The 19,602-nt window shown below is 71.6% G+C and carries 14 protein-coding genes; 7 read left to right on the top strand and 7 right to left on the bottom strand.

Annotated elements, in window-relative coordinates:
- On the top strand, window positions 1–1,429 hold a 1,429-nt coding region (ahcY, locus tag TR46_RS36140; RefSeq protein ID WP_042410976.1), incomplete at its 5' end, for an adenosylhomocysteinase.
- Window positions 1,430–1,443: 14 nt separating this feature from the next.
- On the opposite strand, the gene TR46_RS36135 is transcribed toward ahcY, so the two are convergent.
- Together TR46_RS36135 and TR46_RS36130 are read right to left on the bottom strand one after the other, a co-directional pair.
- The gene (locus TR46_RS36135) at window positions 1,444–2,337 is read right to left on the bottom strand and encodes a DUF4097 family beta strand repeat-containing protein (RefSeq protein ID WP_042410965.1); all 894 of its coding nucleotides are present in this window, start codon (window positions 2,335–2,337) and stop codon (window positions 1,444–1,446) included.
- 70 nt (window positions 2,338–2,407) lie between these two features.
- Window positions 2,408–2,929 (bottom strand): type II toxin-antitoxin system TacA family antitoxin, encoded by a 522-nt coding sequence (locus tag TR46_RS36130; protein ID WP_042410963.1) that lies wholly within the window; start codon window positions 2,927–2,929, stop codon window positions 2,408–2,410.
- A gap of 508 nt (window positions 2,930–3,437) precedes the next feature.
- Between TR46_RS36130 and TR46_RS36125 the strand changes: the two genes are divergently transcribed.
- Complete coding sequence (locus TR46_RS36125) at window positions 3,438–4,124, top strand: ScbR family autoregulator-binding transcription factor (protein WP_042410961.1); 687 nt, start codon at window positions 3,438–3,440, stop codon at window positions 4,122–4,124.
- A gap of 106 nt (window positions 4,125–4,230) precedes the next feature.
- Here the strand turns inward: TR46_RS36125 and TR46_RS36120 are convergent, their stop codons facing one another.
- A complete protein-coding gene (locus tag TR46_RS36120; protein ID WP_042410960.1) occupies window positions 4,231–5,478 on the bottom strand; it encodes a cytochrome P450 family protein in 1,248 nt (415 codons plus the stop codon).
- A 67-nt stretch (window positions 5,479–5,545) separates the two neighbouring features.
- On the bottom strand, window positions 5,546–6,223 hold the full coding sequence (locus TR46_RS36115; RefSeq protein ID WP_042410958.1) for a ScbR family autoregulator-binding transcription factor: 678 nt from the start codon (window positions 6,221–6,223) through the stop codon (window positions 5,546–5,548).
- A 345-nt stretch (window positions 6,224–6,568) separates the two neighbouring features.
- Between TR46_RS36115 and TR46_RS36110 the strand changes: the two genes are divergently transcribed.
- Window positions 6,569–8,473, top strand: coding sequence for an acyl-CoA dehydrogenase family protein (locus tag TR46_RS36110; RefSeq protein WP_236655685.1), 1,905 nt, complete (start codon window positions 6,569–6,571; stop codon window positions 8,471–8,473).
- Window positions 8,474–8,507: 34 nt separating this feature from the next.
- On the opposite strand, the gene TR46_RS36105 is transcribed toward TR46_RS36110, so the two are convergent.
- From TR46_RS36105 to TR46_RS36095, 3 genes are read right to left on the bottom strand one after another with little or no spacing between them, the layout of a single operon-like run.
- Window positions 8,508–9,788, bottom strand: coding sequence for an NAD(P)/FAD-dependent oxidoreductase (locus TR46_RS36105; protein WP_042410956.1), 1,281 nt, complete (start codon window positions 9,786–9,788; stop codon window positions 8,508–8,510).
- Window positions 9,788–10,111, bottom strand: a complete 324-nt coding sequence (locus TR46_RS36100) for a 2Fe-2S iron-sulfur cluster-binding protein (protein WP_042410955.1) — start codon at window positions 10,109–10,111, stop codon at window positions 9,788–9,790. The genes TR46_RS36105 and TR46_RS36100 overlap by 1 nt, the downstream gene beginning before the upstream one ends.
- Before the next feature lie 60 nt (window positions 10,112–10,171).
- The gene (locus tag TR46_RS36095; protein ID WP_052433412.1) at window positions 10,172–11,065 is read right to left on the bottom strand and encodes a 4'-phosphopantetheinyl transferase family protein; all 894 of its coding nucleotides are present in this window, start codon (window positions 11,063–11,065) and stop codon (window positions 10,172–10,174) included.
- Between the two features lie 253 nt (window positions 11,066–11,318).
- Between TR46_RS36095 and TR46_RS36090 the strand changes: the two genes are divergently transcribed.
- From TR46_RS36090 to TR46_RS36075, 4 genes are all read left to right on the top strand, one after another.
- Window positions 11,319–11,513, top strand: a complete 195-nt coding sequence (locus TR46_RS36090) for a hypothetical protein (protein ID WP_042410954.1) — start codon at window positions 11,319–11,321, stop codon at window positions 11,511–11,513.
- A gap of 197 nt (window positions 11,514–11,710) precedes the next feature.
- Window positions 11,711–14,659, top strand: a complete 2,949-nt coding sequence (locus TR46_RS36085) for an AfsR/SARP family transcriptional regulator (RefSeq protein ID WP_236655684.1) — start codon at window positions 11,711–11,713, stop codon at window positions 14,657–14,659.
- Window positions 14,660–15,121: 462 nt separating this feature from the next.
- Window positions 15,122–16,312 carry a cytochrome P450 gene (locus tag TR46_RS36080; RefSeq protein ID WP_042410953.1) on the top strand — a complete coding sequence of 397 codons (1,191 nt, stop codon included), beginning with the start codon at window positions 15,122–15,124 and terminating at the stop codon, window positions 16,310–16,312.
- 107 nt (window positions 16,313–16,419) lie between these two features.
- On the top strand, window positions 16,420–19,602 hold a 3,183-nt coding region (locus TR46_RS36075; RefSeq protein WP_042410967.1), incomplete at its 3' end, for a beta-ketoacyl synthase N-terminal-like domain-containing protein.

The raw sequence follows: 19,602 nt of genomic DNA, 5'->3' as shown, positions 1-19,602 counted from the left end.
GGATTTCAAGGTTGCCGATCTCTCCCTGGCTGCTTTCGGGCGCAAGGAGATCCAGTTGGCCGAGCATGAGATGCCCGGTCTGATGTCGATCCGTAAGGAGTACGCGGCGTCGCAGCCGTTGGCCGGTGCCCGGATCACGGGGTCGCTGCACATGACGATCCAGACGGCGGTGCTCATCGAGACGCTGACCGCGTTGGGTGCCGATGTTCGGTGGTGCTCGTGCAACATCTTCTCCACCCAGGACCACGCGGCTGCCGCGATCGCGGTCGGCCCCCAGGGCACCCCCGAGGATCCGCGGGGTGTGCCGGTGTTCGCGTGGAAGGGTGAGACGCTGGCGGAGTACTGGTGGTGCACCGAGCAGGCGCTGACCTGGCCCGGTGAGGTCGGCCCGAACATGGTCCTGGACGACGGCGGGGATGCGACGCTGCTGATCCACAAGGGCGTCGAGTTCGAGAAGGCCGGCCAGGCCCCGGACCCCTCGACGGCCGACAACGAGGAGTTCCGCCTCATCCTGGAGCTCCTCAACCGCACCCTGAAGGACTCGCCGAGCAAGTGGACCGAGGCCGCCGCGGCGATCAAGGGGGTCACCGAGGAGACCACCACCGGGGTGCATCGCCTGTACGAGATGCATCGCGAGGGCAGCCTGCTGTTCCCGGCCATCAACGTCAACGATGCGGTGACCAAGTCGAAGTTCGACAACAAGTACGGTTGCCGCCACTCGCTGATCGACGGTATCAACCGTGCCACGGACGTCCTGATCGGCGGGAAGGTCGCCGTGGTCTGCGGCTACGGCGACGTCGGCAAGGGCTGCGCGGAGTCGCTGCGCGGGCAGGGCGCGCGGGTCATCGTGACCGAGGTGGACCCGATCTGCGCGCTGCAGGCGGCGATGGACGGCTACCAGGTCACCACCCTGGAGGAGGTGGTCGGTATCGCGGACATCTTCATCACCACCACCGGCAACAAGGACATCATCCTTGCGGGTCAGATGGAGAGGATGAAGCACCAGGCGATCGTGGGCAACATCGGCCACTTCGACAACGAGATCGACATCGCCGGCCTGTCCAGGCTGCCGGGTATCGTGCGGACCGAGGTCAAGCCGCAGGTCCACGAGTGGCGGTTCGCGGACGGGCACACGATCATCATGCTGTCCGAGGGGCGTCTGCTGAACCTGGGCAACGCGACCGGTCACCCGTCGTTCGTGATGTCCAACTCCTTCGCGAACCAGACGATCGCGCAGATCGAGCTGTTCACCAAGACCGAGGAGTACCCGGTCGGGGTGTATGTGCTGCCCAAGCACCTGGACGAGAAGGTGGCCCGGCTGCACCTGGACGCGCTGGGCGTCAAGCTCACCGTCCTGACCCAGGACCAGGCCGACTACATCGGCGTCCCGGTCGAAGGCCCCTACAAGCCGGAGCAGTACCGCTACTGACCGGGACCGCGCGGTCAGTGGTCCTGGGCGAGGAGGGGGACGCGGCGGATGGTGACGTCGCCGAGCCTGGTACTGGCGTGGATCTCCACCTTGTCGCCGGGCTCGTCGTCCTGGGGGGCGTCGGCGGACGCGAGCTCGTTGTAGACGCGGCCGACCCCGGTGTTCAGCTCCAGCCAGGCGGCGCTGCCCTCGCGGACCCCGACCTCGACCCGGCCGTTCTTCGAGGCGGCGTTGACCTTGCCGCGCACCACTTCGCCGATCCGCACCTCGCCGTTGGAGTTGGCGACGGTGACGTCGGACAGCGCACGGTCCACCGACACCGGGCCGTTGGTCGCCTTGACGGTCAGCGGACCGGTGACCACGCCGAGCCGGATCGTCCCGTTGCTCGCGGTGACGTCGGCGGTGCCGTCGACCGCGCCGAGCCGGATCTCGCCGGAGCTGTTGTGCACCTCGGCGGAGCCGGCCACCGAGGTCACGGTGATCTCGCCGAGGCCGCTGCGCAGGTTCACCGGCCCGGTCTGCGCGAGCCGCACCGCGCCGAGGTCCGTCCTGAACACCACGGTGCCCAGCGTGCCGTCGGAGTGGAAGTCGCCGAAGTCCGCCTCGCCGCGCACGTCGGAGCCGGCGGGCAACTGGACGAGGATGTCGGCCGACTCGGGGCGCTTGCTGCTGAAGTTGACGAACCTGTTGCGTGGCTTGCGGGAGACGACGCTCAGGGTCCGGGTGGCGTCGTCGTACTCGACCCGGGTGTTCTCGGCGGCCCTGACGTCAGCGGCCTTGTCCGGGTCGCTGGGGCTGACCTCGACGATCGTGTCGATGCGGTCGCCGACCACGAAGCGGACGTCGGCGGCGTACAGATCGAGGGTGACGGCGATCGGTGAGGGGGTGTCGAAGGTGGAGAGGGACATCTCGGGTTCCTTTGCTTCACGATGGCTTCGGTAGGGCGGGGTGCTGCGGTGGTACCGGGATGTCCGCAGCTCAGCGGGCCCAGCCGCTGTGGCTCTGACCGATCCGGTCCGGCTTGTGCGCGGGCACCGGCGGGGCGGTGCGCCGGCTCTCGCCCGCCAGCCCGGCGGCGGCGGCCCGGACGATCCAGGCGTTGACCGACAGGCCGCCCCCGGCGGCGGCCTCCTCGATCAGGGCCTTGAGGTTGGCGGGCAGGCGCAGGTTGATCCGGACCATGGCCGCGTCGTCGCCCTCGGCCTGCGGCAGCCGCACCTCGGCGGGGCCGCCCGCGCCGGTGCCGACCGAGGGCGCCGGCGGCGGGGTCACGACGAACCCCGCTCTCCCGCCCCGCAGCCGGACGTCGACCGAGCCCGGCGCCAGTTCGGCGGTGATCTCCTCGGCCGCCTCGGAAATCACCTCCAGCAGGGTGAGCCGCACCGCCGCGTCGAGCGGGGGCAGCAGGCGGTCGGCGAGCGCACGGGCGTCCTCGCCGCCGACCCCGGCCGCGGTCGTCAGCTCGCGGCGCAGGTTTTCGACATACTGGGTGAGTTCCATGGCTCCATCATGGCACCATTATGGCACCAGTACAAGTTCATCTGGCTCAATCTGACATGATGGTTCGGTGGCAAACCGAGTAAAACATACCAGTTGCCTGGTTTTTCAACCAGGGTGTCGGTGCACCGTCATGCACCGGTTGGTTGTCGATGTGCAGGCGAAAGTGTGCGCGTGCGGCCCGCCCGGCGACCCCGGCCATGCCTTCGATTTCGGCCAGGAACAAACCTCTGACCCCGTTTCAATCCTCGCGAATGACTAGGAGATCCGATTTATGGGCATGCTCACCACAGTAACCCGCTTAGGTCGCCTATCACCCGGTCTGAAGGTACGGATCACCCTGCGAGGGAAGCTCTGAAGAGGCCAGAATCCGGATGAACCAGACTTCTCAGGCGCCAGGCGCCGGCCGGAGCGCGGCATCTGTGACGGGATTCCGGATAGCAAACCGGCACAATGGTTTGGTATTGATAGGGTGAGTGTTGTGCCGAATTCCCCCGAGGAGCCCTCAGTCATGAAGCAGGAACGTGCCGTCCGCACCCGCCAGGCGCTGATCCGATGCGCGGCCGAGGCGTTCGAGCGGCACGGCTACGTCCAGGCGAGGCTGGCGGACATCAGCTCGAGTGCGGGGGTCACCCCCGGGGCCCTGCACTTCCACTTCGAGACCAAGGCCGCACTGGCCTCGACCGTGGAGGCCAGCGCGGCGGTGATCCTGCGCCGCGCCGCGCAGGACGCACAGCGGCCGGAGATGAACGCCCTGCAGCGGCTGGTCAGCACCTGCCAGGCCCTTGCCGAGCAGATCCGCGACGACATCGTGGTCAGCGCGGGCTTCTACCTGAGCTGCGAGATGCCCCACCGTACCGGCCTGGACCTGCGCGGCGAGTGGTTCGAATGCATTCGGCAACTGCTCATGGCCGCCGACGACGAGAACCTGCTCACGGGCGCGGTCGGCGAACAGGACGCGGCGACCTCGATCGCGGCGGTCACGGCCGGCCTGGAGGTGCTCGGACGGGCGGAGCCGGAGTGGCTCTCCCCGGACTCGCTGGCCCGCTTCTGGCGGCTCGTCCTGCCGCGGCTGGCCACCTCGGAGGCGGTCGCTACCGTGGCCCCGGAGTACATCTGGCCTCGTACGGAGGCCCGCGCGGAGCCCCGGACGGGCCGTCAGGGCGGCGCGGCGGGCCGGGCGAACGGGCAGCGCTGACGGCCCGTCCGGGAACGCGGACGAGGGCCCCGGCCGTCGGCCGGGGCCCTCGGGGGACGATGGACGGGAAAGCGGTCCCGACGCCGACGCCGGGGTTGAGTGGACGTCAGGCGGACTGGCCCGGCCGGTGGTTGAGCAGGACCGGGAGCCAGCCGGGGCCGTTCATCAGGAACGTGGGCATCGGCTGCAGTTCCTCGGCCGGAACGGCCAGGGTCATCTCCGGGAAGCGCTCGAAGAGCTTCTCCAGGGCCGTCATCGCCTCCATCTTGCCCAGCGGCACGCCCATGCAACGGTGGACACCGTGGCCGAAGCCGAAGGAGTCCCGGTCGGTGCGCAGCAGGTCGAAGGCGGCCGCCTGCTCGCCGTAGCGCGCCGGGTCGAGCCCGCCCGCCGCGAAGTTGACCAGGATGGGGTCGCCCTGCTTGATCACGACACCGTCCAGGTCGATGTCCTCGACCGCGAAGCGCATCGGGGAGTAGGCGCCGGGAGTGTGCACCCGCATGGTCTCGTCGACCACGTCCTCCCAGGTGGCGCGTCCGGCGCGGAGGTGCGCGAGCTGCTCGGGGTGGGTCAGCAGGGCCGCGGTCGCGTTGGTGATCAGCGTGCAGGTGGTGTCCTGGCCGCCGGCGAGCATCAGATACAGGGTGCCCAGCAGTTCCTGTTCGGTCAGCATGTTCCCGTCGTCGTGCGCCGCTATCAGCGACGAGGTCAGGTCGTCCCCGGGCCGCTCCCGCTTGGTGGCGACCAGCCGGCTCAGCAGTTCGAACGACTGGATCCGCGCGGCCTCCATCTCGGCGGCGTCCACGGTCGTGCTGAAGACGGTGTGCATCGCGCTGCACAGCAGTTCGGTGTCGGCGCCCTGCTCCACGCCGAACAGCTCGCAGATCACCCGCATCGGCAGCACGTCGGCGAAGGACCTGCGCAGGTCCTTCGGCTGCCCCGCCGGCTCGGACGCCAACTGCTCGACCAGCTCGGCGGTGAGCTGCTCCACGCGGGGGCGCAGCGCCTCGGTGCGGCGGGCGGTGAACGCCCCCATCACCAGCCGGCGCAGTCGTGCGTGCCGCTCCCCGTAGGCGAACAGCATGTTCTCGTTCGCCACCCAGGCGTAGAGCGGCCAGTCCGCGGTTATCCGCCCCTCGATGAAGGCCGGCCAGTGCTGCTTGGCGTCCTTCGACACCCGGGGGTCCGTGAGCAGTTGCTCCACGTACTGCTGCCGGACGACCGCCCAGGCGGTCACGTCGCCCGGAAGCTCCACCTGGACCGCCGGACCCTGCGCCCGCAGCATCGCCGCCTCGCCGGCGAGGTCCCTGCCCGAGACGTCCAGGGCGTAGGGGCAGGCAGCTGTCTTCTCCATTGCGTGCATTCCGTTCTGTCGGGTCGGGACCGAGAATTCCGTATGTACGCGCAGGACAGCCGGGACCTCACACGGGTGCGGGGGCCCGCTCGGCCTGCAGTTTCAGCGCCGCCTCGTACACCCGCTGTGCCCGGTCGGGCGCGAAGTCGAGTCGGACCAGCACGGGCGGGACTGCAATGGACGTCAGGAGGTGCTGCTGCAGGTCCAGGACCCGCTCCACCATGTCCGCGTGGTTCGTCATGATCTTGGAGAGGATCTGCACCCCGGTGAAGGCGCCGACGAAGAGCTTGGCGGCGGTCTCGATATTGACGTGCTGCATGAGCTCGCCGTTCTGCCGCGCCTTTTCCAGGATCGCGACATTGCTGTCGGTCCAGCCCTGCATCGGCACCCTGCGGTCCAGCCCGTCGTGGGCCAGCACCTGGTCCACGGTCAGCCGGATGCTGCCGCGCACCATGGGGTCGCCCTGGGAGAGCAGGTGGGCGAGCAGCAGCGCGCTGTCCAGGCCCTCCTGGAGGACCAGGTCCTGCTGCGGTACCGGCGGCACCGAGGCGAGCTGGCTGGCGAGCACCGCCTGGGCCAGCTCCTGCTTGGAGGTGAAGTGGAAGTAGAGGGCCCCCTTGGTCACCTGGGACCGTTTGAGGATCTCGGAGATGGTGGCAGCGTCGTACCCCGTCTCGTCGAAGACCTCGGCCGCCGAGAGGAGGATCCTCTCACGTGTCCTGATGGCCCGTTCCTGCTGTGCCACGACGCACCCTCAATCGCCCCCGTCGAACCCAAAAGAAACCGTCAGGTCCGTACGGTATCAAACCGAGCATCGTATACCTAGGTGCGGGGCAGGACCGACTGGCTGCCAGCAGCCCTGCACCGTCCCTCGAGCCGACAATAAAACCGTTCAGCCGGTTTTGACAAGGGCCGGACAGACGTAGGGGTCAGCTGGTTCTTATGGGACTGCCGGTACCTTCTCAGGGCGCTGCCGGCATCGGGGCAGGCGGCTCCGCGACGCCGATTTCTTCCTTGCATTAAAACCGGTCGGTACGTATCTTATACCGGTAGCCAATCTGGCTCGCCTCCGGGGGAAGAGGTTTCGAAGATGTCCGTACTGACGCTCAATTTCGCCCCTACCAGCAGTGACGCAATGCTGGACGAGAGAACCGCGCCTCCGGACCCGCCGACCGGGTTCGATTCCGAAACCGCGGCCGTCCGTGAACTGACCTCGCTGCTGTTCGGTCGGCAGGACCGGGACCGCGTGCACGGCGCCTGGCGCGAGCTCATCGCCGGCAAGGAGTTCTCACGCTCCGTCAGCCTGTCGCCCAGGGAGCAGATCGACCTGTCCTACGACCGGCTGCGGTTGGTCAACAGTGCTGTCGACAGCCCCGAGGCCCTGGCCTGCGACCCGGTGCGGCTGGCCGCCCTGCACGAGTGGACGGGCTTCGTCGACAGCGGTATGTGCACGCTTGCGAGCATCCACTACAACCTGTTCCTGGGGAGCCTGATCGACCATGACGGGCACCGGCGGGACCTGTCCGACTACACCTCGCTGAAGCGGGTCGGCACCTTCCTGTGCACCGAGTTGGAACACGGCAACAATGCCGCGGCCCTGGAGACCACGGCCTCCTACGACCGGGCGACCGGCGGTTTCCTGCTGCACACGCCGAATCCGGGTGCGCAGAAGTTCATGCCGAACACCAGCGCGATAGGCGGCCCCAAGAGCGCCCTGGTGGCAGCCCGGCTGCTGGTGGACGGGGAGGACCAGGGGGTCTTCCTCTTCCTCACCCCGTTGAGCAACGAGTACGGAATGCTGCCCGGGATCAGGGTGCGCCTGCTGCCCGACCGGATGGGCAGCCCGGTGGACCACTGCCTCACCTCCTTCGACCAGGTGTGGCTGCCGCGCAAGGCCCTGTTGGAGGCCGAGCACGGACAGCTCACCCCGGAGGGGCAGTTGGTCAGCAGCTTCGGCAACCGCCGCAAGCGGTTCCTGAGCTCCATCGCCCGGGTCACCACCGGCAAGCTGTGCATGAGCGCCGCCGCGGTCGGGGCGTCGCGGATGGCGCTGTCCGTCGCGGTGCGGTACGCCTACCACCGCCACATCACCGACTCCATGACCGGTCAGCGGACCCCGGTGGCCGCGCACCGCAGCCACCACGGCCGGCTGCTGCAGGCGCTCGCCAGCACCTACGCCATGACCTTCCTGCACCGCGCCGCGGTGGCGGGCTGGGCCGGCCACACCGGCGCCGACCGGGCGGACGCCGAGCGGCTCGCCGCCGTCGCCAAGGGGTGGATCACCTGGCAGGCCCGGGACGTCATGATCGAGTGCCGTGAGCGCTGCGGGGCCCAGGGACTGCTGCGGCCCAACGGACTGGCCGACCTCCAGCCGAACGCCGAGGGAAGCATCACCGCCGAGGGCGACAACCTGGTGATCTGGGTGAAGGCCGCCGCCGAGATGCTCTTCGGATACAGCTGCGCGGTCGTCGAGGACGACGGCTCCGACGACAGCACGGCGGCCCTGGAGGACCCCAGGTTCCTGTGCAACCTGCTGGCCTCCGCCGAGGCGATCTGGCAGGACCGGGCCCGCACGGCGCTGCGGAACGCTCCGGCGGGCAACCCGGTCGCCCGCTGGAACGAGACCTCGGGGTTCGCCCTGGTGATGGTCTCCACCCATGCCGAACTCCGCGCCGCCGAAGCCCTGCTGGCCGCGGCGGAGGACAGCGCCGACCCGCTGGCCCGCTTCCTGCTCACCGGCCTGTGCCGGCTGTTCCTGCTCGAGCGGCTGCGCTACCACGCCGGTGACCTGCTCGTCGAAGGCCGGATGACGGCGCAGCAGGTCCGCGGCCTGCCGGCGGCCGTCGACGCGGTCATCGCGGAGCTCGCCCCGCACATGCTGGCACTGGTGGACGCCTTCGACATCCCGGAGCAGGTACTCGCCGGTGTGCCGATCGCCACCGGCGCCTCCATCGAGCAGAGCATGGACGACGTCGACCCGCTGTTCGCGCACTGATCGCACCGGCTGCCTGAGGGACGGGACCCGCCCCTCAGGCAGCCGCCGGCACCGGACCGCCCGACCTGGCCTTCAGGTGAGCCCTGAGGGTGAACCCGGGCGCGTCCGCCTCCCAGGGGCTCAGCGGGACACCGCCGCCCAGCAGCCTGCGCGCCGCCATGTGCTCACCCGGCCGCCCCACGGACTCGACCGCGACCAGCCCGTTGTCGCGGAACAGCAGCACCGAGAAGCAGTCCGGGGCGCTTTCCAGGACCATCGCCCGGTCGTGGCCGCGGTCCAGGCCGGCGATCTGCAGGGTCACCGAGAACTGGTCGCTCCAGAACCAGGGCAGGTCCCGGTAGCGGCGCGGGGCGCCGGTGAGCCGGTCGGCGACCAACCGCGCGTGGTCCACGGCGTTCTGCACCGACTCGACCCGCACCCGGGCGCCGGAGCGCGGATCCGGGAACGCCGCGCAGTCCCCGACGGCCGAGACGCAGGGGTCGCCGGTCAGCAGCTGCTCGTCGGTGACGATCCCGCCGGCCACCGACAACCCGGCCGCCTCGGCCAGTTCGGTGCACGGTGCCGCGCCGACGCCGACCAGGACGAGGTCCGCGGGAAGCAGCCGGCCGTCGGCCAGTTCCACCGCGGCCACCCGTCCGCAGCCGTCGTCGCGCAGGCCCGCCACGCCCTGGCCGAGGAGCAGTTCATTGCCCCGCTCCTCGTGCAGGCGGGTGACGTACGCGGCCGTCGGCTCCGAGACCACCCTGCCCAGCGGCCTGCGGTGGGTTTCGACGACGGTGACCCGGCGGCCCATCTCATTGGCGGCCGCGGCGAATTCGAGGCCGATGAAGCCGGCGCCGACGACGACCACGTGCGCGGCCCCGGCCAGGTCGGTGCGCAGCGCCCGGGCGTCCCGCAGCGTGCGCAGGGTGCGTACCCCGCGCAGGTCGGCACCGGGGACGTCCAGGGTCCTGGGCCGCGACCCGGTCGCCAGGACGAGATGGTCGTAGCCCAGGACCCGGCCGTCGCCGAGGCGGACGGCGCGCGCGGGGCGGTCGACGGCGACGACGGTCCCGGTCCCGGTGACCCGCTCGCGGGTGTAGAAGGCCTCGGGCCGCAGCCACAGCCGGCTCTCGTCCGCGGTCCCCTTGAGGTACGCCTTGGACAGCGGAGGGCGTTCGTAGGGCAGGCCGTCCTCCTGGCCGACGAGGGTGATGCCGCCCTGGTGGCCCTGCTCCCGCAGGGAGGCGGCGACCTGGTAGCCCGCCTGCCCGGCGCCCACGACGACGACGCGGTCGGGCCGTTGCTGAGCGCCCGTCAGTTGCTGAGCGCCCATCAGTACTGCCGCTCCGGAAGGTGGACGACCAGGCCGTCCAGGGCGTCGGTCACCTGCAGCCGGCAGCTCAGTCTGCTGTTGGGCCGGCGCTCGCAGGCCGTGTAGCCCAGCATGTCGTCCTCCTCCTCGTCCATCTCCTCCAGCGCGGCGACGGCCTTCGGGTCGACGTAGACATGGCAGGTGGCGCACTGGGCACTGCCGCCGCACTGGGCCGCGATGCCGTCGACGTCGTTCATGACGGCGCCGCGCATGACGCTGAGGCCGGCCGAGACGTCGAGCGTCCGCTCGGTGCTGTCGGCGGCCACATAGGTGATCTGGGGCATGGGGAACTCCTCGGGACGGGTCGTCTGGACGTTGGGAGGGCTGGGCGGTCCGGTGGTGGTTCAGCGGGTGCGGTCCGCGGGGGACCCGGGCCTGCCGCGGGGTCTTCGCCGCCACCGTGCCGGGCGCCCGCCGGGCAGCAGGTCCCTGCCGTCGTGGACGGTGGGCAGTACCGAGCGCACGCCCAGCACGGCCACCGCCGCCTGGTGGCGGTCGGCGAGCGGGACGTCGGCGATGGCGGGGACCGGTCGGCCGCCGTCCGGCGGGTACCAGCCCAGCAGGGCGGGCGGCCGGTCCGGCCTGGAGACGGCGAAGTCGGACAGGGGCGTGTGGAGGCTCTCCCCGATGGCCTTCAGGACCGCCTCCTTGCGGGCCCGGTAGGCCAGCCCGGCCCTGACCCGGCGTGCCTGGGAGAGCCTTTCCATCTCCGCCCGCTCGACCGGGGTGAGCAGCAGCTCGTGCTCCGGCGGCCGACCCGCGCCGCCCCGGGGACGGGGCCGCTGCACGCCGATGCCCACCGGGCTGCCCAGTGCCAGCGCCACCGCCACCACACCGCCCGAGTGGGCGATGGACAGCTCCCATCCCTCGGCGGCACCGACGATCTGCGGCTTGCCGTGCGGGCCGCCGCAGTCCGGGCAGGCAGTGCGCAGCAGGACCTCCTCCGGGCTGATGCCGGCGAGGCGGGCCAGGGCGGTCCGGGCGAGGATCCGTCCGGTGACGAACCCGGCCAGGTCCGGCCCGGACTGCCCGGACTGCATGGACGGCCCGGACGACGTGGACGGCATGGACGAGCAGCGCGAGAGCTCCGCGCCGTCCAGCAGGCCGAACCAGGCCGAGGGCTGGGCAAGCGGTGGCATCGACCAGATGTGGCACTCGGCGTGCGGCCGAGTGGTCCGGGGCGTCCCGGCGGCTCCGGCCGCGGCCGGAGCCGCGGTGGCCGCGAGGAAGGGGGGCATGGCTTGTTTCACCTCCGTACCGCGGCAGTGGCCCGCCGCAGCACGAGTCTTCGCCCCGCCCAGGGCGCCGGGATAGCAGGAAATCCTCCGCTCCCCGGGGGTGGAAAACCTCCTTTCCGCCAGGCGTTATCGCTGTGCCTGGCAGGGGAAGCCGAAGCGATAACAGTCCGAAAAGCCCAGTCTTTAGCGTTTCTTTCAGACGGAACGAAGCGCAGCCCGGAGAGCCGGGTACAACCAGACGGGAATACGGACCATGAAGCTCACCAGCGTGATTGCCGCAACCAAGTCGTCCCTCATCGCCCTCGTCGCCGGTACGGCGTTGTTCGCCGCCGGAGTCGCCATGACGGGTCACGGTGCGCACGCCTCGCTTTCCGCCGACGGCACCACCGCCACGGTCGCCGCCCCGGCCGCGTCCGCGTCCGCGGCGACTGACCCGACTCCCTGGTAGGCCGGACCGGACCGGCGGCGGCCGCAAATGTGCCGTCCGCGGTTTTCGGTGGTGTGCTGCGGGCCCGAACATTCCGTTAGGTGCCATACATTGGTGTGGTTCCGGGACAGGGGTCTTCAGCGAGGGGGGCCGGGGTGGGCGGGCAGCTCAGATTCAGGGTTTTGGGTCCCCTGGCGGTGACGGTCGGGGAGTCGGGTGTGCCGTTGGGCGGCCCACGGCAGCGGACCGTGCTCGCGCTGCTGCTTCTGGTCCCGGGCCGGGTGGTGCCGATCGACACGATGGTCGAGGCGGTGTGGCGCAGCGGCCCGCCGCAGACGGCGCGGACGCAGGTGGCCATCTGCGTGGCGGCGCTGCGCAAGAGCTTCAAGGCGGCCGGGGTCGGCGGCGACGTCATCGTGACCGCGCACCCGGGCTATGTGCTCAACACCGAGGGGTACCAGTTCGACGCGGTGGACTTCGCCCACCTGGTGCAGGCAGGCGGAGCGGGGGTGCGCGAGGGCCGGCTCGCGGAGGCGGGCAAGTGCTTCGCGCAGGCGCTGGAGCTGTGGCGCGGCCCGGCGTTCGCCGGTGTGGCCGGGCAGTTGGTGGAGGAGGAGGCCGCACGTCTGGAGGAGTGCCGGCTCAACGCCTACGACGATTCCGTCCGGGTGGAGCTGGACCTGGGGCGCCATCAGGAACTGGTGCCCGTGCTGGCCGGGATGGTGCGCGAGCATCCGCTGCGTGAGCGCCTGCGGCACCACCTGATGCTGGCTCAGTACCGCTCGGGGCGGCGTGCCGACGCGATGGAGACCTTCCGCGAGGCCCGTTCGCTGTTCATCGAGGAACTGGGCATCGAGCCCGGTCCGGACCTGCGGGAACTGCATGACGCGGTGCTGCGCGACGACCCCGCGCTGGCGTCGGTGGCGCAGTCCGCAGCCGAGGCGTCCCCGCCCCCCGCTGACATCGACGCCGAGACCGACGCCGAGAGCCCCGGCGGCCCGATGGCCGGGGTCCCTGCCGAACTGCCCCCGGGGGTGCCGGCGTTCGCGGGGCGGGTGGAGGAGTTGGCGGCGCTGGACTGCCTGCTGTCCGGCGAGGGCGACGGCGCCGCCGTCGGACTGGTGACCGGAGCCGCCGGGACCGGGAAGAGCGGTCTCGCGGTGCGTTGGGCGGTGGGCGCGGCGGGGTGGTTCCCGGACGGGCAGTTGTTCGCCGATCTGCGCGGCTACGACGGACAGTACGAACCGGTGGCCGTGCGCGACGTGCTGAGCCGGTTCCTGCGTTCGCTCGGGGTGCCGGGTGAACTGGTCCCGGACGACCTGGAGGAGCGGACGGCGCTGTACCGCAGCGTGCTGGCGGACCGCCGGGTGCTGATCGTCCTGGACAACGCGCGCACCTGGGCACAGGTGCGTCCGCTGCTGCCGGGCGGCAGCCGCTGCTGCGTGCTGGTGACCTCACGGGACCAGATGGAGGATCTGGTGACCTGGCCGCCGCAGGCCCGGGTGCACCTGGGCCTGCTGTCGCGGGCCGAGGCGCTGGAGCTGCTGACCGCGATCGTGGGCGAGGAACGGATCGGCGCCGCGCGCGCGGACGCGGTCCGGTTGGTGGAGCTGTGCGACCGGCTGCCGCTGGCGCTGCGGATCGCGGCGGCGCGGCTGGCCTCCCGGCCGCACTGGACGGTGGCCCACCTGGTGGCCCGGCTCAGCGACGAGCGCGGCCGGCTGGACGAGCTGAGCGCGGGCGAGTCGCAGGTGCGCGCCAGCCTGGCGCTGAGCTACCGCTGCCTGGACGAGGAGGCGGCGCGGCTGCTGCGCCGGCTGGGGCTGCTGGACGCGCCGGAGTTCACCGCCTGGGCCGGCGCGGCGATGCTGGAGTGCGGGGTGCTGCACGCCGAGCGGCTGGTCGAGACGCTGGTGGACGCGCAGTTGCTGGAGGTGGCCAGCGTCGATGTCACCGGGCGGCTGCGCTACCGCCTGCACACCCTGGTGCGGCTGTACGCCCGCGAGCGGGCCGCGGAGGAGGAGTCGCAGGCCCAGCGGGAGCGGGCCGTCACCCGCTTCCTGTCCCTGTTCCTGGCCGTGGCGCGGGAGGCCGACCGGCGCGAGGACTCCACTGGCGGTACCGGTGTGCACAGCGCCCTGGTGCAGCAGGAGGTCGACGCCGAGCTGCTGGACGAGCTGCTGGGGGTGCCGCTGACCTGGTACGAGGCGGAGCGGCTGGCGCTGGTGGCCTCGGTGCGGCAGGCGGCCCGGATGGGGCTGGCCGAGTACGCCTGGGATCTGACGGTGTGTGCGGGCAGTTTCTTCGGCACCCGCAGCTACACCGAGGACTGGCGCCAGTGCTGCCAGGAGGCACTGGCGGCAGCGCGCACCGCGGGGGACCTGCGCGGGCAGGGGGCGATGCTCTACGGTCTGGGCGTGCTGGAACTGGGCCACGGCCAGGTGGCCGACAGTGAGGCGCGCTTCCAGGAGGCGCTGGACTGCTTCACCGCGGCCGGGGAGGAGCACGGGCGGGCGATGACGCTGCGCTGCCTGGCCCAGGGTGACCGGATCCGCGGCGACCTGGACCGTGCCATGGCGCGGTTCGCCCAGGCCCTGCCGGTCTTCCGGGCGGTGGGGGACCGGTTGTGCGAGGCGCACACCCTGAGCAACATGGCCGAGACCGAGTTGGACGCCGGCCGCCCCGGGGCCGCGATGCAGTTCGCCCTGGACGCCGTGGCCCTGGAGGAGGCCCGCGGCATCGACACCCGCAACCTGGCCCAGTCGCTGTACCGGCTGGGCCGCGTCCATGCCGGGGTGGGGCAGTCGCAGCAGGCCGAGGAATCGTTCCTGCGTGCGGTCCGCATCGTCCGGGAGAAGGCGGATCTGGTCGGTTTGGCCTTCACCCTGCTGGGCCTGGGCGAGACCCGGCTGGACGCCGGAAGGACCGACCTGGCCCGCGCCACCTTGACCGACGCCCTGGAGGTCGCCCAGCAGTCCAGGAACCCCATGGTCACCGGCCGGATCAACCTCGCCCTGGGCCAGGTCCACCACCGGCTCGGCGACGCCGGCACCGCCCGGGGCCACCTGAACACGGCCCAGCAGGCGTTCCACAGCGTCGGCGCCCCGGCCTGGGCGCAGCGCGCACAGGACGCGCTCGACAACCTCGGCGCCCTGACCCACCACTGACGGCCCGGCAGGGTCGTCGGGGGCCCGGCACACGGGGAAACCCGGCCGCCGTCCTGTCGACAGGACGGCGGCCGGTCCATTCGCACGCGTTCGCACGAGTTCCGCGACGGCGGCCGGCGCGGACGGCCCGATCCGCCGGAATTCATTTCTGCTTTCTTTCGCCGCGGTCCGGTGTCCCGGATTGCCGGCCGTTCGATGGGATGTCCTGTCGACGGGACATCCGAAGAACGGCCATGCGGATGCTTCGGGTTGTCGGTACCTTTCCTTCACGCCCCCCCGGTTGGGGGGTATGTTCGATCCTGGCCAGGATTTCCCCGCTGCGGGCACAGCGGAATTCACAGCAGGCTCGGCGCATTGAGGGGATTGCGTGTCGGCGCTGCGCCTCCATTTTCGACCGAATCAGCCGATTCACCATGACGGCGTGACGATCCGACTGCCGCAGACCGCAACGGGGAGGACATCATGAGGCACCGCAGCGCCGGCCCGCTGGGCCCGCTTCCGGAATTCCTGGAGCAGTACCTGGCCGGAGGCGCGCATATTTCGGACGACCTCGGCGCCGTACCTTTCGCCACACCGGCCGGCGACAAGATGTGGCTGGTTTGCGACTACGCGCTCGGGCGCCAGGTGCTGTCCGACGAGAGGTTCAGCAGGGCGGAGGCCGTCAAGCCGCACGCGCCGCAGCTCAACGACGCCCAGCCGGTGCCGAACTCCATGATGAGCATGGACGGGGCCGAGCACTCCCGACTGCGGCGCGTGCTGACCAAGGCCTTCACCACCGGCCGGGTCAACGCCCTGGCGCCGGCCGTCGAGCGGCTGACCGACGAATGCCTCGACGCGATGGCGGCGGCGGGACCGGGCGCCGACCTGGTCGAGGGGCTCGCCACGCCGCTGCCGCTGTCCGTGCTCTGCTCGCTGCTGGGCGTCCCGCTGGAGGACAGCCCCCGTTTCCGCGGCTGGGTCGAGGTGCTCTTCGACATCTCCGCCAGCACCCCGCGGGAGAAGGCCCGGCGGCGTCTCGAACTCGCGGACTACATGTCGGAGTTGATCGAGCGCAAGCGCCGCGAGCCGGAGGACGACGTACTCACCTCGATGATCGGGGCGCAGACCCGGGGCGAGATCTCCATGGGCGAACTGCTCACCATGGGCCTCACCCTGCTGATGGCCGGCTACGAGACCGTCGTCGGCCAGACCAGTCTGTCGGTCCTCGCCCTGCTCTCCGACCGTACCGCCTACCAGGACCTTCTGGACCACCCCGAGCGGGTCGCCCGGACCGTCGAGGAGCTGCTGCGGCTGACCCCCTCCACCCCGCTCGGGTTCACCCGCGTCGCCGCGGAGCCGGTGGCGCTCGGCGGCGTGACCGTCCAGACCGGGGAGGCCGTCGTGGTCTCGCTCCTGCACGGCAACCTGGACGGCAGGGCCTTCCCCGAACCGCGGCTGATCGACCCGCAGGGGCGCGACGCCGCGCATCTGACCTTCGGGCACGGGGTGCACCGCTGTCTAGGTGCATCACTCGCCCGGCTCGAACTGCAGACCGTCCTGACGTGCCTGCTGCGGCGGTTCCCGAACCTGCGCCTCGCGTCCGGACCCGGGTCGGTGGTCTGGAAGGACGGACTCGGCACCCGAGGGCTGTCCCGGCTGATCGTGGAGTGGTAGCCGGCCCGCACGCGCCGGCGGTACAGGCGGGTCGCCTCCCGGGTGTTCCAGGCGTCCCCCGAGAAGTTTCCGTGGAACACCGTTGAGCCTGGAGTGAGGGAACCCGCGTGTCTGTCGAGACCACCCGCCGTGCCGCTGAACCTGTGATGGGTGCTCAGAACGGGGAGCCGGTCGCCGTCGTCGGGCTGGCCCGATGCGGCAGTGAGCGCTCAGAGGGCTTCGATCGGGACTTCTTCGGCATCGCACCGGACGCCGCCGAGTCGATGGGCCCGCAGCAGCGGCTGCTGCTGGAACTGGTCTGGCAGGCACTGGAGGAGGCCGGCGTCTTGCCGGGCGCACTCCGGGACGGAGGCACGGGGCTCTTCCTCGGCGTTCCTGCCGCCGGCAGCGCCGACGCGGCCGACGGCGCCGACGCGGCCGGGGCCGCCCTGGCGGTGCTCGGCCTGAGCGGTCCGAGCCGCACCGTCGCCGGCGGCGGGACCGTCGCCCTGACGGCCGTTCACCTGGCGTGCGAGAGCCTGCGCGCGGGGGACAGCGGAATCGCCCTGGCCGGCGGTGCGGTGTCCGCCGACGGACAGGACGCCGAGGTGCTCCTGGTCCTCAAGACCCTTTCCCGGGCGCTGGACGACGGCGATCGGGTCCGTGCGGTGCTGACCACCGGTGAGCCCGCTCCGGGCACGGCGGTCGCGGCGGACCTGGCGGACTCGGGGGACTCGGCGGACGGCACGGCGGCGGTGACAGCGGTGTTCGAAGCGCTCTGCCCTGCCGACGCCGACTTCGTGGACGGCGACGGCGTGGCCCGTCGCATCGTGGTGGGCCTGCCCCCGCGGTCGGAGCGGGAGCGCTCCGCGGAACGGGCCAGGTTCCGCAGCAGCACGCTGCCCTGGCCGGTCTCCGGGCAGAGCGCCGCAGCCGAGCGGACGCAGGCCGAGCGGCTGCTGGCCCATCTCGCCGAGGACCCCCACCGGCCCGCCACAGCGGAGGACCTCGCCGACCTCGGCCACTCGCTCGCTGTCTCACGCACCGCGTTCCGCCACCGTTCGGTCCTGCTCGCCGATACGGCCGCCGAGTTCACCGAGGAGCTCACGGCGCTCGCCGAGGGCCGCACCAGCCACGGCCGGATCAGCGGCACCGCTCCGGCGCCCCGCGAGAACGCCGTCTTCGTCTTCCCCGGCCAGGGCTCCCAGTGGATCGGCATGGCGGCCGACCTGCTGGACACCTCCGACGTGTTCCGAGCCAGCATCGATGCCTTCTCCGAGGCCCTCGCACCGTTCGTCGACTGGTCGCTGGAGGACGTGCTGCGCTCGGCGCCCGGCGCCCCGGCGATGGAGACCGACGACGTCATCCAGCCCGTCCTGATCGCCGTCATGGTCGGCCTCGCCGACCTCTGGGCCTCCTTCGGCGTCCGCCCCGCCGCGGTGGTCGGGCACAGCATCGGCGAGGTGGCCGCGGCCGTGGTCGCCGGCGCGCTCTCGCTCCAGGACGGTGCGCGCGTCGCGGCGCTGCAGGCCAAGGCGCAGCACCGGATCGCCGGCCAGGGCGCGATGGTCTCGGTCCCGCTGTCGGAGGCCGATCTGCGGGCGAGAGTGGCGCCGTGGGGCGAGCGGGTCTCGATCGCCGCGGTCAACGGGCCGCAATCGGTGGTGGTCTCCGGCGACGCGGACGTGATGGCGGCCCTCCTGGCCGAGTTCACGGCCGAGGGCGTGCGGGCACGGCGGGTTCCGGTCGACGTGGCGGCGCACTCGGTCCACATCGAGCAGTTGCGCGAGGACTTCCTCACCGGCCTGGCGCCGCTGCGCCCGCGCCAGGCGGCCGTACCGTTCCATTCGAGCGCCACGGGCGGGCTGCTGGACGGCCGTTCCCTCGACGCCGAGTACTGGTTCCACAGCCTGCGCGGGCCGGTCCAGTTCGAGGGTGCCGTTCGCTCCCTCGCCGACCATGACGTCTTCATCGAGGTCAGCCCCCATCCGGTGCTGACACTGCCGGTCGAGCAGACCCTGGAGAGCACCGACTCGAACGCGATCGTGATCGCTTCGATCAGCCGCGGCAAGCAGGGTGCGCACCGCTTCCTGACCTCGGTGGCAGAGCTGCACACCCAGGGCGGAGCGGTGGACTTCGGCCCCGTCTTCCCGCCTGGCGCGGCACTGGTCGCCCTGCCCACGTACGGCTTCCAGCGCCAGGCCCCCGGGCCGGCCGTCACCTCACCGGCCGCTGGCCCGGACCCCCGGGAGACCGCCCGCCTGATGGAGCTGGTGCGGTCCGAGGTGGCGCTGGTCCTGGGTCGCGGGCGGCCCGAGGAGGTCGACCCAGCCAGCTCGTTCCTGAGCCTCGGATTCGACTCGGCGACCGCCGTGGAGCTGCGCAACCGCATCAACGCGGCCACCGGCCTGAAGCTGCCGGTCACTCTGCTCTTCGACCACCCCTCGCCGGAGCGGCTCGTCGCCAGGCTGGCAGCGCTGCTGTCCGGTGACGGCCCCGCAGCCGAGCCCGTCACCAGGGCGGTCGCGCGCCGGGCGGCAGACTCCGACGAACCCGTCGCGATCGTCTCCATGGCGTGCCGCTTCCCGGGCGACGTGGCCTCCCCGGAGGACCTGTGGCGGCTCCTGCTGGAGGAGCAGGACGCCGTCTCCGAGTTCCCCGGCAACCGGGGCTGGGCGCTCGACCAGCTCTTCGACGCCGACGCGTCCCGCGCGGGCCGCTCGTACGCCCGCCATGGCGGGTTCCTGCACGACGCCGACCTGTTCGACGCCGAGTTCTTCGGCATCAGCCCGCGCGAGGCCGCGGCCATGGACCCGCAGCAGCGGATGGTCCTGGAAACCGCGTGGGAGGCGGTCGAGCGGGCCGGCATCGACCCCACCACCCTGCGCGGCAGCGGCACCGGTGTGTACGTCGGCGCAATGGCTCAGGAGTACGGCCCCCGACTGCACGAGGCCGACGAGCACGCCGGCGGCTACCTGCTCACCGGCACCTACACCTGCGTGGCCTCGGGCCGGGTGTCCTACACCCTCGGCCTCGAAGGCCCCGCCGTCACCGTCGACACCGGGTGCTCGGCCTCCTTGGTGGCCCTGCACATGGCCCTGCAAGGGCTCCGCAGCGGCGACTGCGACATGGCCCTGGCCGGCGGCGTCACGGTGATGGCCAGCCCCGGACTGTTCGTGGAGTTCAGCCGCCAGCGCGGCCTCGCGCCCGACGGCCGCTGCAAGTCCTTCGCGGACGCGGCCGACGGCACCGGCTGGGGTGAGGGCGTCGGCATGCTGCTGTTGGAGCGGTTGTCGGATGCGCGTCGTCTT

This window comes from Streptacidiphilus carbonis (assembly GCF_000787775.1).
Lineage (GTDB): Bacteria > Actinomycetota > Actinomycetes > Streptomycetales > Streptomycetaceae > Streptacidiphilus > Streptacidiphilus carbonis.
Note: the sequence above shows the minus strand (reverse complement) of the source record. Positions and strands in the feature narration are given on the sequence as shown.

Bases quoted from the DNA above. Each gene is read 5' to 3' on its own strand.
- TR46_RS36100 (WP_042410955.1), bottom strand. From the start codon at position 10,111: ATGCCCCAGATCACCTATGTGGCCGCCGACAGCACCGAGCGGACGCTC.
- TR46_RS36135 (WP_042410965.1), bottom strand. From the start codon at position 2,337: ATGTCCCTCTCCACCTTCGACACCCCCTCACCGATCGCCGTCACCCTC.
- TR46_RS36105 (WP_042410956.1), bottom strand. From the start codon at position 9,788: ATGGGCGCTCAGCAACTGACGGGCGCTCAGCAACGGCCCGACCGCGTC.
- TR46_RS36130 (WP_042410963.1), bottom strand. From the start codon at position 2,929: ATGGAACTCACCCAGTATGTCGAAAACCTGCGCCGCGAGCTGACGACC.
- TR46_RS36090 (WP_042410954.1), top strand. From the start codon at position 11,319: ATGAAGCTCACCAGCGTGATTGCCGCAACCAAGTCGTCCCTCATCGCC.
- TR46_RS36120 (WP_042410960.1), bottom strand. From the start codon at position 5,478: ATGGAGAAGACAGCTGCCTGCCCCTACGCCCTGGACGTCTCGGGCAGG.
- TR46_RS36110 (WP_236655685.1), top strand. From the start codon at position 6,569: ATGTCCGTACTGACGCTCAATTTCGCCCCTACCAGCAGTGACGCAATG.
- TR46_RS36080 (WP_042410953.1), top strand. From the start codon at position 15,122: ATGAGGCACCGCAGCGCCGGCCCGCTGGGCCCGCTTCCGGAATTCCTG.
- TR46_RS36095 (WP_052433412.1), bottom strand. From the start codon at position 11,065: ATGCCCCCCTTCCTCGCGGCCACCGCGGCTCCGGCCGCGGCCGGAGCC.
- TR46_RS36125 (WP_042410961.1), top strand. From the start codon at position 3,438: ATGAAGCAGGAACGTGCCGTCCGCACCCGCCAGGCGCTGATCCGATGC.